Below are 17,646 nucleotides of genomic sequence, written 5' to 3' on the forward strand. Positions count from 1 at the left end.
CGTTTGGTGATTACCGCACTGAATCAGCTTGAAGCAACAGGTGGTAAATATGCCCTGTGCTCAATGTGTATCGGTGTTGGTCAAGGCATTGCTTTGATTATTGAAAGAGTTTAAGGATCAGCAAAATGAGCCAGTTATTTGCAAGTTTGTTTTATCAAGCTGATGTCACTCAGATTTTTAGTGATCAGGCATTGATTCAATACATGATTAAGGCAGAAGTTGCTTTGGCACAGGCGGAAGCTGATGTTGGTGTCATTCCGCAAAGTGCCGCAAGCATTATTGCCCAAGTTGCTGAAGAGCAAGGCATACATGCGATTGATTTTGAAAGCTTGGCAACAGCAACTGCATTGGCTGGCAATATTGCAATTCCTTTTGTAAAGCAATTTACTGCTGCTGTAAAAAATGTCGATGAAGAAGCTTCTCGTTATGTACACTGGGGTGCAACAAGTCAAGATATCATTGATACTGCGACAATTTTACAAGCAAAAGATGCTTTATCTATTATTCAAATACAATTACAAAGTGCTCATGATGTTGCAGTTTATTTAGCAGAACAGTATCGCGATCAGGTCATGATTGGGCGTACATGGTTACAGCAAGGACTACCGATTACGTTAGGGCATAAAGCTGCACGTTGGGCAAGTAGTTTTCAGCGTGATTTAGAACGTTTAGAGCAAATAAAATCTCGAGTACTCACTGTTCAATTGGGCGGTGCGGTTGGTTCTTTAGCATCTATTTTAGATCAAGGTTCGGCAGTTGTTGAGGCTTATGCACAGCGACTTGATTTGTCTAAACCTGATTGCACTTGGCATGGCGAACGTGATCGTATACTGGACATTGCCCATTTTTTAGCAGTTGTTACAGGTAATACTGGGAAAATGGCACGTGATTGGTCACTCATGATGCAAACAGAAATTGCAGAAGTGTTTGAACCGACAGCTAAAGGACGTGGTGGCTCATCAACAATGCCACACAAGCGTAACCCAGTCGCGGCTGCATCCATTTTGGCAGCAGCAAATCGAGTACCTGCCTTAATGTCGAGCATGTACCAAAGTATGGTTCAGGAACATGAACGTAGCTTAGGTGCATGGCATGCAGAATGGCTTGCGCTACCTGAAATTTTTCAGCTTTGTGCAGGTGCATTGCAGCGCACACATGAGGTATTACAAGGCTTAGAAGTTAATTCTGAAAATATGCAGCGTAATATTGAATGCACACAAGGTTTGATTATGGCGGAAGCGGTCATGATGGCTTTAGCCCCTAAAATGGGACGTCTAAATGCACATCATTTGGTCGAAGCTGCATGTAAAAAAGCGGTTGCTGAGCAACGTCATTTACAAGACGTTGTTGCTGAAATTGCAGAGCTTCAGCAGTATTTTAATGCTGAACAATTGCAACAGATATTTAAACCTGAGTCTTATTTGGGAAATATTCAAGATCAAATCGAAGCTGTGCTGAAACATGCCAAAGGAGAGGCAAAGTGATGAACAAAATTATTAATCGACAAGGAAAGGCTTTAGCAATTCAAGTTGATGGTTTAGATCATGCACCTGTGATTATTTTTTCGAACTCTTTAGGAACGGATCATCACATGTGGGATGAGCAAGTTGCTTATTTTAAAGAAAATTACAAAGTTGTTCGTTACGATACACGCGGTCATGGTCAAAGTGATGTAATTGAAAACTCTACTTTGGCAAACCTTGGCGAAGATGTACTGGATATTTTAGATGCCTTAAATATTGCAAAAGCACATTTTTGTGGCATCTCGATGGGTGGTATTACAGGTTTATGGCTTGGGATCAATACTGCGGATCGTTTTGAAAGTATTACTGTGGCAAATTCTGCTGCCAAAATTGGACAGGCAGAAGCATGGCTTACACGTGCAGACCAAGTCGAAAAAGAAGGTCTAGCGGACTTAGTCAAAACCACACATACCCGTTGGTTTAGTGAGTCATTTGATTATCAACACGATGACTTAGCACAACGTACGATTCAAAGCTTAGCCGCAACACCAGCTCAAGGTTATGCAGCGTCTTGTCGTGCATTGGCTGATGCAGATGTTCGTGCAGATTTAGCTGAAATTGGTATTCCAACTTTATTGATTTGTGGGGCGAAAGATCCCGTGACTACACTTCAAGATGGTGAATTTATGCAGTCTAAAATACAGGGCAGTGAGCTGCAAAGCATAGAAGCTTCGCATTTGTCTAATATTGAATGCCCTGTAGAGTTTAGCCAGATTTTAGCTAAATTCATTGCATAAATTTAACATAGCTTAAAACAGATTTTGCCTAAAGGAGATAGACATGGCATCTCAGGAGAGTACTGTCCTTAAAAAGGGGATAGATGCCCAAGCATTAATCAATAATGCTCCTGTATCAAAATATCAATGGCTGATAGCAATTGTTTGTTTTCTCATTGTTTTTGTTGATGGGATTGATACGGCTGCAATGGGTTTTATTGCACCTGCATTGGCACAAGATTGGGGTATTGCCAAGGCTGATCTAGGTCCTGTGATGAGTGCTGCCTTAGGTGGGATGATTTTTGGCGCATTATTTTCAGGTCCACTTGCGGATCGCTTTGGGCGAAAAATTGTTTTAACGATTGCAATGCTGATTTTTGGCGGCTTTACCTTAGCTTGTGCTTATTCTTCAACTTTAGATCAGTTGGTTATTTTTCGTTTTCTCACAGGAATTGGCTTAGGCGCAGCAATGCCAAATGCAACGACTTTATTCTCAGAATATTGTCCTGCACGTATCCGTTCATTGCTTGTGACATGTATGTTCTGTGGTTATAACCTCGGTATGGCGATTGGTGGCTTTCTCAGTAGTTGGTTGATCCCAAACTTTGGGTGGCACAGTCTGTTTTTGGTGGGCGGTTGGGCACCACTTATTTTAATGGTCATGGTCGTACTTTGGTTGCCTGAATCATATCGTTATCTGATTGTGAAAGGTAATGCCTCAGACAAAGTTAAAAAGATTTTAAATAAAATCGCGCCTGAACAAGTTGCATCTGTTAATGAATTCCATGTTCCAGAAGAAAAGAGTGAAGCAGCAAATAAAAATTCTGTAATTGGTATGTTATTTTCAAAATCATATATCAAAGGCACTTTTTTACTCTGGTTTACCTATTTCATGGGTCTAGTGATTATTTATCTCTTGACCAGTTGGTTGCCAACATTGATGCGTGAAACAGGTGCAAGCATGGAACATGCTGCATTTATTGGTGGATTGTTCCAGTTCGGTGGGGTACTCAGTGCGCTATTTATCGGTTGGGCAATGGATAAATTTAACCCTAACCGTGTGATTGCAGGCTTTTATTTCTTAGCTGGTGTATTCGCTTTTATTGTGGGTCAAAGCTTAAATTATCCAACATTCTTAGCAATATTTATCTTATGTGCAGGTATGGCTGCCAATGGCGCTCAGTCTGCAATGCCAGCATTAAGTGCTCGTTTCTATCCTACCCAATGTCGTGCAACAGGTGTGGCATGGATGTCAGGTATTGGACGTTTCGGCGCTGTATTTGGTGCGTGGATTGGTGCGGTATTACTGGGTAATCAGTGGTCATTTACTGCAATTTTATCTTTATTACTTATTCCAGCGACTGCTGCGGCAATTGCGATCTTAATTAAATCATTTGTTGCACATACAGATGCAACCTAAGAGGAAATCTTTATGAACGATGAAGAACGTTATCAACAAGGCATTCAGGTTCGCAGTGAAGTGTTAGGTGAAAAACACGTGCAGCGCTCTTTGGATAATTTGAATGACTTTAATGCAGATTTTCAAAACTTTATCAGTCGTTTTGCATGGGGAGAAGTGTGGTCACGTCCAGGAATGCCGCGCCATACACGTAGTCTAGTTACGATTGCTATTTTGTTGTCATTGGGCAGAACAGATGAACTACGTTTACATTTGCGTGCTTGTTTTAACAATGGTGTGACAAAAGACGATTTAAAAGAATTATTTATTCATTCATCACTTTATGCAGGTTTACCTGCGGCAAATGCAGCGATGCATATGGCTGAAGAAGTGTTTAAAGAACTCGGCTTAGATGCTGAATAACGAAGTCATAACACGTTAAGGAATTTACTTTTTAAAAGGAAACTATGATGTCTAAAAATATTTGGGGCGCATATGCACAGCGCAATAGTGAAGATCATCCACCTGCGTATGCACCAGGCTATAAAACAAGTGTATTGCGTTCACCAAAAAATGCATTAATTTCGATTGGTGAAACCATTTCAGAAGTGACTTCACCACGTTTTTCGGCAGAGCATTTCGGTCCTAAAGATAATGACCTTATTTTAAACTGTGCTAAAGAAGGCTTACCAATTGGTGAGCGTGTCATTGTACATGGTTATGTTCGTGACCAATTTGGTCGTCCTGTAAAAAATGCGTTACTTGAAGTATGGCAAGCCAATGCATCAGGTCGCTATCGTCATCCAAATGACCAATTTATTGGCTCTTTAGATCCAAACTTTGGTGGTTGTGGTCGTATGATGACAGATGAAAATGGTTTTTATATTTTCCGTACCATTAAGCCTGGTCCATATCCTTGGCGTAACCGTATTAATGAATGGCGTCCTGCGCATATCCATTTTTCTTTACTTGCTGATGGTTGGGCGCAACGTTTAATTTCACAATTTTATTTTGAAGGTGATCCACTGATTGACAGTTGTCCAATTATTAAAACCATTCCTTCAGAAGATCAACGACGTGCTTTGATTGCCCTTGAAGACAAGAGCAATTTTATCGAAGCCGATAGCCGTTGTTATCGTTTTGACATCACTTTACGTGGTCGTCGCAAAACCTATTTTGAAAATGAATTAGTTTAATACATGGAGTAAATGCTATGAACGGTTGGAATTTCCAAGAATTACATGAAACCCCATCGCAAACAGGTGGACCTTATGTTCATATCGGTTTGTTACCTAAACAAGCAGGTATCGAGGTTTTTGAATATAACTTTAATAATGACTTGTTGAAAAATAATCCAGAAGGTCAACGTATCCGTTTAGAAGGACGTGTATTTGACGGTGTGGGTGTGCCATTACGTGATGTTTTAGTCGAAATTTGGCAAGCTGATGCAAACGGCGTTTATCCAAGTGATGCAGATTTTCAAGAGAAAAATGCAGATCGAAACTTCCAAGGTTGGGGACGTGCTGGCGCAGACTTCCAAACAGGTGTATGGCATTTTAATACCATCAAACCAAGTACTGTTCCTGGTCGTAAAGGTTCAACACAAGCACCGCATATTAATCTGATTATTTTTGCACGTGGTATCAACTTAGGTTTAAACACACGTGTTTATTTTGAAGATGAAGCTGAAGCGAATGCAAAAGATCCTGTATTGAATAGCATTGAGTGGGAGCCACGTCGCCAAACTTTGATTGCTAAGCGCAGCGAAGAAAATGGTGAAATCGTCTATCGCTTTGATATTTATGTTCAAGGCGACAAAGAAACTGTATTTTTCGATATTTAATTAAATACATAGATTTTAAAGTGATGTACATCTGGTGAAACAAAACCACTGGATGTACAGGAAAAATGATTGGGATTGAAAATGAATAGATTTGCACTCAAAACATGTTTGACTGTTGCGATTGCGTTGTCTTGTTCTTTGGTACAGGCAAATACTGCATTGAATACTGTTGAAAATGATGCTGTTTATCAGATTAAAAATGTCAATATCGGTGAAATGCCTGTAAAAACCATTGTACCGATTACAGCAAAAACCAAAGCACAAGCAATTGAACAAGCCAAAATTATTGCAAATCATCCTGATGCGGATATTGCAGAGTTTCGTATCGATTTACTTGATTTTGCTGCTGACAGTAAGCAAGTGATTGCATTGGGGCAGGAACTCAATCAAATTTTAAAAGATAAACCTTTAATTGCAACGATTCGAACTGCAAATGAAGGCGGACAACTCAAAATCAGTGATGCAGATTATCAAAAAAACTATCGTGCATATTTGAAACAGCCTTTTATGCAATTGCTTGATATTGAAATGTTTAGAGATGAGGCGGTTGTTCAACAATTAACACAACTGGCACATCAAAAAAATGTACACGTTATCATGTCAAATCATGACTTTAACCGTACACCTGAGCAAGCTGAAATAGAAAAACGTTTGTTAAAACAAGATGCTATGGGCGCTGATATTTTAAAAATCGCAGTGATGCCACAGTCTAAACAAGATGTATTTACCTTGATGAATGCAACTTTAAATGTCAGCCAGCAAACTAAAAAGCCGTTACTCACTATGTCGATGGCGAAATTGGGTGCAATTTCTCGTATTGCCACTGCCAATATGGGCGGAAGTATGAGTTTTGGCATGATCGGTGAGGCTTCTGCACCTGGACAAATTGAAGTTAAACAGCTCAAACAACTTTTAAATATTGTTGAACCAAACTAAATACATCATTACATTAGGGAAAATCAATGAAATCGTCTATTTTTGCGCTGAGTGCTTTGGTTCTCGGTTTAGGAAGTCTTAGCCACGCACAAACTTTTGTGGTTGATCAATACGCAGATCATGGTGAAAAAGGCACTTTACGTTGGGCTATTGAACAAGCAAATAGTCAGCCTTCAGAAGCACATCAAATTCAGATAAAAGCTGTAGGGCAAGCGCCTTTTGTCATTTTTCCTGAAAAGCCTTTACCAGAAATTCGTACAGCAGTTTCTATTGTCGGTGAAGCATGGGCAGCCAATGGTCAATATATTGCAATTGATGGCTCTAAATATGTCAAAGGTACAGGTGTAGAAGCTTGTCCTGGTGCAGTTTCAGGACAGTTTGGTACAAACGTACGTACAACAACTTTGCCTGGTTTAGTGCTACGAGATACTCAAAATGTGCAAATTCAGGGACTTGAAGTTAGAAACTTCTGTATAGGCGTGTTAATTAACCGTGCAAGTAATAATCTGATTCAACACAACAGAATCATGAATAATTATGGTGGCGCGGGTGTTATGCTCACAGGCGATGATGGTCAAGGCGGTTCAACAGCAACCACAACCAATAATAACAAAGTATTAAATAACTATTTTCAGGACAATGGTGATGGTCTTGAGTTGACACGAGGTGCAGCATTTAACTTGGTTGCAAATAATCAATTTATTTCGACTGCTCAAAATCCTGAGCCTTCACAAGGCATTGAAATTTTATGGGGCAATGACAATAGCATTGTTGGCAATACGTTTAAAAACTATTCAGATGGCTTGCAAATCAACTGGGGCAAACGCAATTACATTGCTTATAATGAGTTAAGTCATAACTCAATTGGTTTTAATCTTACGGGTGACGGCAATATTTTAGACAGCAATCGAGTACATGATAATCGTATTGGTGTTGCGATTCGCTCAGAAAAAGATGCCAATGCGCATATTACATTAACCAAAAACTTGATTTGGAATAATGGCAAAGATGTTAAACGTTGTGAAGCTGGTGGTTCTTGTGTACCTGAGCAACGTACTGGTGCAATTATTATGAATGTTCCTGCGTTAGAGCATGCTGAATTTGTTGGTTCACGTGGTCGTGGTGTGGTGATGGATGAAAAGACGTTACAACATACATGTCAAGATGCAACACAACAAAACTGTAATGCCAAAGCCAATCAAAATATTACTGCACCAACGTTACAAGTGAAACAAGGCGTTGTAACTGTTGAAGTTCAAGCGCAAAAAAATGCAATGTATCGTGTTGAATTTTTCGGAAATTCGCAAAAAAATGCCAATGAAGCAGAAATCTTCTTAGGTACAGAACAAGTCGTGACTGATGAAAATGGCAAAGCCAAAATTCAATGGAAACCGACTCAAAAAGTGCAATCAATCACCGCTACCTTAACTAATATTCATGGTGCAAGTTCTGAATTAAGTCCTGCTGTGAAATTGTAAGGTTATTTATGTTGAATCATCTTTGCTTAAGGAAAAGCATATGAAACATTGTTTAGTAAAACCCTTAACTGTGCTGAGTTCAGCGCTATTTGTATCACAATTTACATTTGCTCAAATGCCATGGTCAGAAGATCGACAATGGCTTTTGGGAGACTGGAATGGTGAACGCAAGAGCTTGGAAGAAAAAGGCTATAAGTTTACTTTGGGTTTTCAAAATGAAAGTGCAACAAATATCGATGGTGGTTATAACGATGATCGAGAAATGTTACATGCTTCTCAACTCACGTTAGCTTCACAATTTGATTTGGAGAAAATCGCAGGTTTGGAAAATACCCAAGCCAGTGTCATGATCACCAAACGTGACGGACAAGCATTATCCGCAGAACGAATTTCTGATCCACGCGCATCACAGTTTAGTAGTGCGCAAGAAATTTATGGTCGAGGACAATCTTGGCGTTTATCACAAGCATGGATAAAATCTGGGTTTTTAGACAACACTGTGCAGTTTAAAATTGGACGAATGGGATTGTCCGAAGATTTCAATGCTTCGCACTGTGAGTTTCAAAACTTAATGCTATGTGGTGGTCAACTGGGTAAAACCGTAGGCAGTATTTGGTACAACAGTCCAGTTTCACAATGGGGGATGAACCTAAAATACCAATTTCTACCTGAATGGTCACTTGCGGCAGGGGTTTATGAAATTAACCCTGAAAATACCTTTGAAGATCGTGGCTTTAACTTAGGCATGGATGATGCCGAAGGCGTTTTGATTCCTGTCGAGTTGACTTGGAAACCTAAACTCGCTGCTTTTAATGGTTTAACAGGAGAATATAAACTCGGTGCATTTTATGCGACTGCGGATGCAAATGACATAAAAACCAATACACAAGGTCAGATCATTGATGCAGATACACCTGCAAAAGTCCATGATCATAAACAAAGTGTCTGGTTAAATGCACAGCAACAACTGACTGCACATGAAAATGACAGTAAACGTGGTCTATTTGCATCTGCCAATTTCACTTGGAATGATAAAGCGACCACCACTGTTGAAGCGTCACAGCAGTTGGCATTTTGGTATAAAGGCGCATTCGATGCTCGTCCACAAGACAGCATTGGTTTAGGTTTTGCACGCTTTGATGTTAATGAGCGCGTTCGTGATCGTCAGCATTATCAGAACCAACAAAACGGTTTAACTGCGGCAGATTACACAAATCCTTTATACCGACCTATTCAAAATGATGAGCTCAATATTGAGCTGAATTATACTTTGAATTGGTCACCAGCAATCATGTTGCGTCCAAATATTCAATATGTGCATCAAGCAGGTGGTTTAAAGCAAGTAGATGATGCATGGGTGTTGGGTTTAACCACGCGTTTCAACTTCTAAACCATTTATTTTCCCCAATAAAAAGCGATCTACTTAGATCGCTTTTTATCATTAATATTGTGACAAATGAATAATTTGGCTGACTTTTTCCACCGTTTCAAGTAATGCTGGTGCGAGTTCTTCAACACGTTTTTCATTTAAACGTACAGATGGACCTGCGATACTCACCGTCCCAAAAGGAATACCTGTATGCGGATTTAGAATAACTTTTGCCATAGCAGTCATCCCTAACTCATAAGTATCTTGAATTAAACCATAACCTCGGTCTTTAGATGCTTGTACTAAAACTTTAAGCTCCTCTAAGTTTTTGGGTGTATTGGGACCAAATAATTTTGCTTTTTCAAAACCTTCGCGTTCTGCTAAGCGTAAAAAATCAGCCTCATTAAGTGCAGAAAGATAAGTTAAACCACAAGAAGATGCAGGTAAATACGCAACACTGCCCGAATCAGGGTCATATTTTAAACCTGATTTTGAACCTTGAGCTTTTGCAATCCAAATAATGTTTTCATTTTCAATGAGACCTAAACGCACCAGTTCAGCAGATTCTTCAGCCAACTGATTGAGTAGTGGCTGAAAAGTTTCTGTAATTGAGCGAGAAGACAAATATGTCAGTCCCATTGAAGCGATTTTTAAGGTCAGTTTATAGTGCTGGCTTAGTTCATCTTGATAGATATAGCCCATGTCTTTCATCGAGCTTAATAAACGATGCATTGCAGATTTGGGAATATCTAAATCAGTTGAAAGCTGGCTTAAAGCACATCCATTTACATCTTTTAATAACGCTTCGAGCACGGTTAAAGTGCGGTCATTATTACTCAGCATAAAAAATCCAAATTAATTACTAATATTTTTTGGAACAGTGTTCCAAAAAATCAAAAAACAGATTATATTACATCTTAGATTCTATCCTAAATGATTTTTAGATAAATCAGCATGATCTAGGGTAAAAAACTGAAGCCTTCTCAGTTCATTTTTAACCTAAGTCAAATTTAAACCTATTTATGCATGGAACCGCATAAATGAAATAGGTGAACGCTAAGGGAGCAAGTGTATGCAGCAACAGGTAGATTTAAGGGAATTTCTAGACGAAAATAGAATTTCACCTTTACAAAAATTTATTATTTTTATTTGTTTAATGATCGTTGTTGTTGACGGTATTGATATTTCAATTATGGGTTTTGTTGCACCCGTCATTAAAAATGAGTGGGGAATTACCACAACTGCATTAGCACCTGTAATGAGTGCAGCCTTGGTCGGATTGGCATTAGGTGCCGTGATTTCAGGACCATTAGCCGATAAATTTGGGCGTAAAAAATTATTAATTGTAAATTTAATTGGTTTTGGATTTTTTACGCTCATTGCAGCAGTTTCAACCAATGTCACAGAACTGATGATTTTCCGTTTTATTGCAGGATTATTTATGGGTGGTGTGATGCCACAAGCTGTGACGCTAACCACTGATTATTCACCAATGCGTGTAAATGCACGAATGGTCACATTGATTTTAAGTGGTTTTACTTTTGGTGCAGCATTAGGTGGCTTTTTAGCGGCATGGGTTATTCCGCACTATAACTGGCATGCCATGATGATTATTGGTGGAATATTACCTTTGATCTTGGCAGTGATTGTGGCATTTAAACTGCCCGAATCCATTGGTTTTAAGGTTTTAAAGCAACATCCTAAAGCTGAAATTGATGCCATTATTCACAAAATTGCACCTGATTTTGATACGACGAACAAAGTTTTTGTACTACCAAAACCAAAAACGAAGTCTGTAGATAATCCAGTTAAAACGATTATTAGCCCATTTTATTTCCTTGGTAGTTTCCTACTGTGGTGGACATATGCTTCAGGTTTATTTGTCGTGTATCTACTTGGAAGCTGGTTGCCAATGATGTCAAATGAGTTTGGTTTCAGTATCAGTGAAGCATCTATGATTACTGCAATTTATCAACTTGGTGGTCCGATCGGTTGTTATGCTTGCGGTTATTTGATGGATAAAATCAATGCACATATCGGTTTGGTGATTTGTTATCTGATCGCAATTGTCTTCATGATTTTCATTGGTGAAGTGGGACATAACTTCTACGTATATAGTGCAATGTGTTTCTTTGTTGGCATGTGGATGAATGGTGCAAACTCAGGTGTAAATGGTTTATCAAGTGCATTTTATCCTCTCTTTGCACGTGCAACAGGAAACAGTTGGATGCATGGTATTGGACGTTTAGGTGCGGTTGCTAGTGCATTTGCTGGTGCTTATTTCCTCAATCAAGGCTGGTCAGCAAGTAAAATTTTCCTTGTACTCTGTGTGCCTGCCGCAGGGATGGTCATGGCTTTACTCCTCATGAAAATGATTTATTCACCACAACGTATGCAACAACGAGCTTTAGACGACGCAAAAGCTTAATAAAAACACTTTAATTTACTGAATTTTAAAAGGATATTGAATTATGAGTATTCAATTGAATGGATCGACTCGTCTTTATTTTGTGGTTGGGCATCCCATCCAACAAGTAAAATCACCTGAAGGGGTGACTTTGGAACTGATTTCAAAAGGCTTAAATGCCATTGTGCCACCTGCAGATGTACATCCAGATCATTTTCCAGAGTTTGTAAATAACACGAAAAACATGCTCAATACAGATGGTTTGATCGTGACTGTGCCACACAAAATTACAGCTTTACAGTGCTGTGACCAAGTGACAGAACGTGCAAAATTCATTGGTGCAGTGAATACCATTCGTCGCTGTGAAGCAGGTTGGGAAGGTGACATGCTGGATGGTACAGGCATGGTGCAAGCGATTAAATTAAAAAATATTCAATTAGAAAATAAACGTGCCATTTTAGCGGGTGCAGGTGGTGCAGGCAAAGCGATTGCTTACGAATTATTGTTGGCTGGTGTTGCAGAACTGGCAATTTTTGATGTCGATGCACAACGTCAGCAACAATTGGTTGACCATTTAAATGCGCTTGGCAAAGGCAAGGTTGTTGCACATGACAATGACCCAACAGGTTTTGATGTCATTGTGAATGCAACTCCGATGGGCATGAATGGTGATCCATCAGCAGCATTTCAGCTAGACAAGTTAACTCATACCATGTCAGTTGCGGATGTTGTCACTAAACCAGAAAAAACACCATTTGTGACTCAGGCATTGGCACTCGGTTGTACTGCGGTAACAGGTACAGATATGTTTATTCAAGTTCGTGATTTGATGGTGAATTTTCTACTTGAAAATGAGCGTTCAGGAGGCGTAGATGATGCAGCCTGAATCTAAACAACGCCAGTATTCACTGTCATTTTTAACTGTTGCGGATGTATCACCTGTTGAAGCAATTAAGATCGCGGCAGAATGTGGCTACGCACAGGTCGGTTTACGTCTTTTACCTGCGGCACCGAATGAAGCTGACTATCCGATTTTAACAGACGCAACATTAATTCGTGAAACGCAAGCAGCTTTAGCCGATACAGGCGTGAAAGTTGCTGATGTAGAAATTATACGTTTAACGCCTGATTTTGATGGTCAAAAATATATTCAGTTTTTGGAAGTTGCTGAACAATTAGGTGCAAAACATATTCTTATTGCAGGCAATGATACTGAGCATCAACGCTTAGTTGAAAATTATGCAGCGTTCTGCGAGTTGAGTCAGCAATATCATTTAAGTTGTGATCTTGAATTTATGCCGTGGACGGCTGTTAAAAATCTGCAACATGCTCAACAGATCGTGACGCAATCGGGACAAAAAAATGCAGCAGTATTAATTGATTCACTGCATTTTGATCGTTCAGATTCAACTTTAGAACAAGTCAAAGCGCTACCTGTGACACAAATGAACTATGTACAACTTTGTGATGGTTTAGCTGAATATGACCCAAGTGATGAAGGTCTAATTAAAATTGCGCGTTCTAATCGTTTAGTTCCAGGGCAAGGTGAAATTGATTTGATTTCGCTGATTCGAGCTTTACCGAAAGATATTACTTTAGCAGCAGAAGTTCCGAATCTTGCACTTGCAAAACGACCAGCGCTGCAACGTGCTCAAATTAATTTGCAAGCAATTCAACAACTCGTTGCGCTTGCTGAAGCAGATGCTATTGCGGGGTGATGTCATGAATGCGTCAACTCAACATGAGTTTAATTCTCTAGCTCAAAAAAATCGTGACCAATATGAATGTGATGTTTTGGTGATTGGTTCTGGAGCAGGTGGACTTTCTACCGCAGTGACTGCGGCAGTTCAAGGTTTGGATGTGATTGTTGCTGAAAAAGCAAGTGTTTTTGGTGGCACAACGGCGGTATCTGGGGGGTGGCTATGGATCCCGAACACGCCACATGCACAGCGTGCAGGGCAGTTAGAGCCTATCGAGCAGCCTAAAAAATATCTAAAAAATGTACTGGGTGAAAAATATGATGAAGCTCGTATTCATCAATATCTAACAAAAGCGCCTGAAATGATCGATTTTTTTGAGAAATCAACAGAGGTCAAATTCAATGCAGGTGCATTGGTTCCAGACTTTTTTGATATAGAAGGTTCTCGTGTGGGTTGGCGTTCTGTTGTTGCTGCACCATTTGATGGGCGACAACTTGGGAAAAACTTACATTTGCTGAGACCTGCAATTCCTGAAACCACAGTTTGGGGCATGGGAATCGCATCTGGTGCTGATATGAAACATTTCATTAATACATTTAATGCTGTGTCTTCGTTTATGTATGCGACTAAGCGTGTTTTACGACATTTTGCAGATTTGTTATTTCGTCATCGTTCAACCCAAATTGTCAATGGTAATGCATTGGTTGCACGTTTACTCAAGTCGGCACTTGATCAAAAAGTGAGACTATTTGCAAATCATGCTGCGCAACAACTGATTTATGAAAATAATAAAGTGGTCGGTGCAATTTTTAAAACACCACAAGGTTTGGTTAAAATTTTAGCGAAACGCGGTGTAGTTTTGGCAACAGGCGGATTTCCACATGATGAAAAACGCAAACAACAATTATTTGAACATGTTGCTTTAGGAACACCTCATTACTCGGCTGCACCTGAAACCAATACAGGAGATGGCTTAAAGCTTGCTGAAATGGTTGGCGCTCAAGTGGATACGCAGTTGCCATGGTCAGGCGCTTGGGCACCTGTGTCATTAATGCCTCGTTTAGATGGCATATTAGGACGTTTTCCACATTTGGTTGAACGTGGGAAACCGGGCTTAATCGCTGTATTAAAAAATGGCAAACGTTTTACCAACGAAGGTGATTCATATCCTTTATTTGTCAAAGATTTATTTAAACATACGAATCAAGGTGACTTGGCACATTGCTGGTTGATTTGTGATCATAAATTTATCCGACGTTATGGTTTGGGTGCAGTGAAACCTTTTCCAATTTCGATGCAGCCTTGGATTGAAAATGGTTATCTCAAACAAGCAGATCGTTTAGAAGACTTAGCTCAACAATGTGGTATTGATACTGCGAATTTTAAACAGACCATTACGCAATACAACTTGCATGCAGAACAAGGGCAAGACCCTGAGTTTAAACGAGGTTCTACGCCGTATCAAAAAGCGCAAGGGGATAGTGATCATGGACCAAATCCGTGTATTGCACCGATACAAAAAGGACCATTTTATGCAGTGCAAGTGGTACCGGGAAGCTTAGGAACATTTGCAGGATTAATCACCGATCATGATGCGCGTGTATTAGATAAAAATACTCAACGTCCGATTGATGGGCTTTATGCGGTAGGTAATGACATGAATACTGTGATGGGAGGTCAATACCCAAGCGGAGGAATTACTTTAGGACCTGCTATGACATTTGGTTATTTGGCTGCAAATCATTTGGTTCAACATGCTAAATCCACGCAATCTGTACAAAAACAAAATACATAGGAAATGCTGACATGGAAAAACAAGTCGATTTACTCATTATTGGTGCAGGTGCGGCAGGAATGTCAGCCGCATTATTTGCCAAGTTAAATGGTTTAGATGTGCTGTTATGTGAAAAAGCAGATCAGGTGGGCGGTACGACCGCAACTTCTGGAGGTACGATTTGGGCACCGGGGTCGCATTTAAGTGTCGCAGCAGGTGTTCCTGATGATATTGAACAAGCACGGGTTTTTCTTAAATCGGTGGTGGGTGAGCGTGGTGGAGAGCATTTACGTGATGCATTTTTAGAATCTAGTCCAAAAATGATTAAAGACTTAGATGAAAAAACCACGGTGAAACTGAATGCATGTTTAGCACATCCTGATTATGTCAAAAACCAACCGGGAGAAGCTTTTGGTGGTCGAGCTTTGGCACCTGCCGAATTTGATGCTCGTGTGTTAGGTACAGATTTTAAATACGTGCGTCCACCCCGTCCTGAGTTTATGGGTTTAGGTGGCATGATGGTGAATCGTAGTGAATTAAATGCATTACTGAACCCATTTTCGTCTGGCACCAATTTTATGACAACGATGAAAGTCGTGCTGCCTTATTTTATGTCACGTTTACGCTATGCGCGTGGTACTCGCTTAGTGATGGGAAATGCCTTGGTCGGGAGCTTATTTTATAACTTAAAACAAAATAATGTACCTGTTTGGTTAGATGCACCATTACAAGAACTCATTTATGAAAATGGCAAAGTAGTTGGTGCAAAAATTAATAAAAATAATCAACAGATTATGGTGAAAGCGCGTCAAGGCGTTGTTTTGGCAACAGGTGGTGTGGGGTGGAATGCTCAATTACGCAAAAAACTATTTCCTCAAGGATTAATCGCTGACTCACTTTCACCGACTTCAAACACAGGTGATGGTTTAAGTTTCGCACAGAACATTGGCGCTAAAATTGATCCATCTGTAGACAGTAGTGTTTTGTATTTTCCATGTTCAATTCATACCCATAAAAATGGCTATAAAGCAGTTTGGCCGCACATTATTTTAGACCGTGCGAAACCAGGCGTGATTGCTGTGAATGCTGATGGAAGACGATTTGTCAATGAATCTGATTCCTATCATGATTTTTGTATGGCACAAATTCAGTCCAATAAAGCCAAAGAAAAAGTGGTGTCTTATCTCATTTGTGATGAAACCGCGATTCAAAAATATGGGCTCGGCTTCGTTTTACCTGGTGCGAAAAAGTTAGATTACTTTTTACGAGAAAAATATTTATTTTCAGCAAATACACTGGAAGACCTTGCCACCAAAGTGGGTATTCAAGCAGCAACATTGAACCAAACAGTGACGCGTTTTAACCATCTTGTGGAACAAGGCGAAGACACAGATTTTGGTAAAGGTAGCGGTGTAATGAATCGTTTTAATGGCGATCCAGATGTAAAACCGAATCCATGTTTAGGAAAATTACAGAAAGCTCCATTTTATGCATTACCTGTCGTCCCTATGGACTGTGCAAGTAGTGGTGGAATTACAGGTGATGAATTTGGTCGTGTACTCAATCAAAACAATCAAGTGATTCAGGGCTTATTTGCCTGTGGCAATGACTTATCTTCTATTTTTAAAGGTACTTATCCAGGACCAGGTACAACGCTTGGACCAGGAATGGTGTTTGCTTGGCGAATTGCACAATTTGCAGCAGGCAAACTCAAAGATGATTCAAACAATCATACAAATGAAAATTTGTGTGAAAAATCACAAACAACTCAATCTCAAAATTTTACTCAGGAGCGCAAAACCGCATGAAACTTTATGAACTAATTAATATCACGATCAAAATGGGTACGGCTGCAAATGTTGCAAATGGTATTCAAGATTTTCATGCAGAGACAGAAGCAAAAGCGAAATTATTAGGAGTCTGGTTTTCAGATATTGGTCAATTAAATCAAGTTGTTGTATTACGTAGTTTTGAGTCTAAAGCAGATCAAGAAGCGGGTGATGCACATTTAGCTGCTCAAGGAAATTTATTTAATTCAAGTGAAAATATCATTCAATATTCTGTTGAACATTTTGCAGGTTTTGACTTTTTACCAGAGGTTGAGTTAGGCGAATTTGGTCCAGTTTATGAAATTCGTACTTATGAATTAAAGCATGGCGGTGTTCCACATGTTTTAGAGGCATGGAAAAATGCAGTGCCTACACGTACTCAATACTCAAAATTAACGGTTGCAATGTACGCACTTGATGGGCATCCACGCATTGTGAGTATTTGGCCATATGCTTCACTGAATGAACGTTCTGAAGTTCGTGCAAAATCAGTCGCTGATGGTATTTGGCCACCAAAAGGTGGTCCACAATGGTTAACGCATGAAATGCAGTCAATGATTGCATTGTCTACAGCGATTTCACCATTGAAATAATTCATATTTTTTATTAAAGCAATAAAAAGCTAGTTCAATTGAACTGGCTTTTTACATATAAATGTTTAATTTAGTTGAA

Annotated in this window: 17 protein-coding genes; 16 read left to right on the forward strand and 1 reads right to left on the reverse strand. The window is 39.6% G+C overall.

What is annotated here, in order from left to right:
- The 10 genes from HX005_RS06915 to HX005_RS06960 all read left to right on the forward strand — a co-directional run.
- On the forward strand, positions 1-114 hold a 114-nt coding region (locus HX005_RS06915; protein ID WP_286376984.1), incomplete at its 5' end, for a hypothetical protein.
- Between the two features lie 11 nt (positions 115-125).
- The gene (gene pcaB, locus HX005_RS06920) at positions 126-1,484 is read left to right on the forward strand and encodes a 3-carboxy-cis,cis-muconate cycloisomerase (protein WP_286376788.1); all 1,359 of its coding nucleotides are present in this window, start codon (positions 126-128) and stop codon (positions 1,482-1,484) included.
- A complete protein-coding gene (gene pcaD, locus HX005_RS06925) occupies positions 1,481-2,260 on the forward strand; it encodes a 3-oxoadipate enol-lactonase (RefSeq protein WP_502872727.1) in 780 nt (259 codons plus the stop codon). The genes pcaB and pcaD overlap by 4 nt, the downstream gene beginning before the upstream one ends.
- A 43-nt stretch (positions 2,261-2,303) precedes the next feature.
- A complete protein-coding gene (pcaK, locus tag HX005_RS06930; protein ID WP_286376790.1) occupies positions 2,304-3,659 on the forward strand; it encodes a 4-hydroxybenzoate transporter PcaK in 1,356 nt (451 codons plus the stop codon).
- Positions 3,660-3,671: 12 nt separating this feature from the next.
- Entirely contained in the window at positions 3,672-4,061 is a 390-nt protein-coding gene (gene pcaC / locus HX005_RS06935; RefSeq protein WP_107007646.1) for a 4-carboxymuconolactone decarboxylase, read from the forward strand.
- A gap of 47 nt (positions 4,062-4,108) precedes the next feature.
- Complete coding sequence (gene pcaH / locus HX005_RS06940) at positions 4,109-4,834, forward strand: protocatechuate 3,4-dioxygenase subunit beta (protein WP_107007647.1); 726 nt, start codon at positions 4,109-4,111, stop codon at positions 4,832-4,834.
- Between the two features lie 17 nt (positions 4,835-4,851).
- Positions 4,852-5,481, forward strand: a complete 630-nt coding sequence (gene pcaG / locus HX005_RS06945) for a protocatechuate 3,4-dioxygenase subunit alpha (protein WP_286376791.1) — start codon at positions 4,852-4,854, stop codon at positions 5,479-5,481.
- An 81-nt stretch (positions 5,482-5,562) separates the two neighbouring features.
- Positions 5,563-6,417, forward strand: a complete 855-nt coding sequence (gene aroD / locus HX005_RS06950; RefSeq protein ID WP_286376792.1) for a type I 3-dehydroquinate dehydratase — start codon at positions 5,563-5,565, stop codon at positions 6,415-6,417.
- Between the two features lie 26 nt (positions 6,418-6,443).
- The gene (locus tag HX005_RS06955; RefSeq protein ID WP_286376793.1) at positions 6,444-7,895 is read left to right on the forward strand and encodes a right-handed parallel beta-helix repeat-containing protein; all 1,452 of its coding nucleotides are present in this window, start codon (positions 6,444-6,446) and stop codon (positions 7,893-7,895) included.
- Positions 7,896-7,935: 40 nt separating this feature from the next.
- Positions 7,936-9,285, forward strand: a complete 1,350-nt coding sequence (locus HX005_RS06960) for a carbohydrate porin (protein ID WP_286376794.1) — start codon at positions 7,936-7,938, stop codon at positions 9,283-9,285.
- 51 nt (positions 9,286-9,336) lie between these two features.
- On the opposite strand, the gene HX005_RS06965 is transcribed toward HX005_RS06960, so the two are convergent.
- Positions 9,337-10,107 (reverse strand): IclR family transcriptional regulator, encoded by a 771-nt coding sequence (locus HX005_RS06965; protein ID WP_286376795.1) that lies wholly within the window; start codon positions 10,105-10,107, stop codon positions 9,337-9,339.
- A 229-nt stretch (positions 10,108-10,336) separates the two neighbouring features.
- On the opposite strand from HX005_RS06965, the gene HX005_RS06970 reads away from it, so the two are divergent.
- From HX005_RS06970 to HX005_RS06995, 6 genes are read left to right on the forward strand one after another with little or no spacing between them, the layout of a single operon-like run.
- Complete coding sequence (locus HX005_RS06970; protein WP_286376796.1) at positions 10,337-11,692, forward strand: MFS transporter; 1,356 nt, start codon at positions 10,337-10,339, stop codon at positions 11,690-11,692.
- Between the two features lie 43 nt (positions 11,693-11,735).
- Positions 11,736-12,557, forward strand: a complete 822-nt coding sequence (locus HX005_RS06975; protein WP_286376797.1) for a shikimate dehydrogenase family protein — start codon at positions 11,736-11,738, stop codon at positions 12,555-12,557.
- Positions 12,544-13,389, forward strand: coding sequence for a sugar phosphate isomerase/epimerase family protein (locus HX005_RS06980; protein WP_286376798.1), 846 nt, complete (start codon positions 12,544-12,546; stop codon positions 13,387-13,389). The genes HX005_RS06975 and HX005_RS06980 overlap by 14 nt, the downstream gene beginning before the upstream one ends.
- A gap of 4 nt (positions 13,390-13,393) precedes the next feature.
- A complete protein-coding gene (locus HX005_RS06985) occupies positions 13,394-15,166 on the forward strand; it encodes an FAD-dependent oxidoreductase (protein WP_286376799.1) in 1,773 nt (590 codons plus the stop codon).
- Between the two features lie 11 nt (positions 15,167-15,177).
- The gene (locus HX005_RS06990; protein WP_286376800.1) at positions 15,178-16,953 is read left to right on the forward strand and encodes an FAD-dependent oxidoreductase; all 1,776 of its coding nucleotides are present in this window, start codon (positions 15,178-15,180) and stop codon (positions 16,951-16,953) included.
- A complete protein-coding gene (locus tag HX005_RS06995; protein WP_286376801.1) occupies positions 16,950-17,567 on the forward strand; it encodes an NIPSNAP family protein in 618 nt (205 codons plus the stop codon). Before HX005_RS06990 ends, HX005_RS06995 begins: the two co-directional genes overlap by 4 nt.
- Positions 17,568-17,646: the final 79 nt, after the last annotated feature.

Source organism: Acinetobacter sp. R933-2 (genome assembly GCF_030325485.1).
In the GTDB taxonomy this organism is placed as follows: Bacteria; Pseudomonadota; Gammaproteobacteria; order Pseudomonadales; family Moraxellaceae; genus Acinetobacter; species Acinetobacter sichuanensis.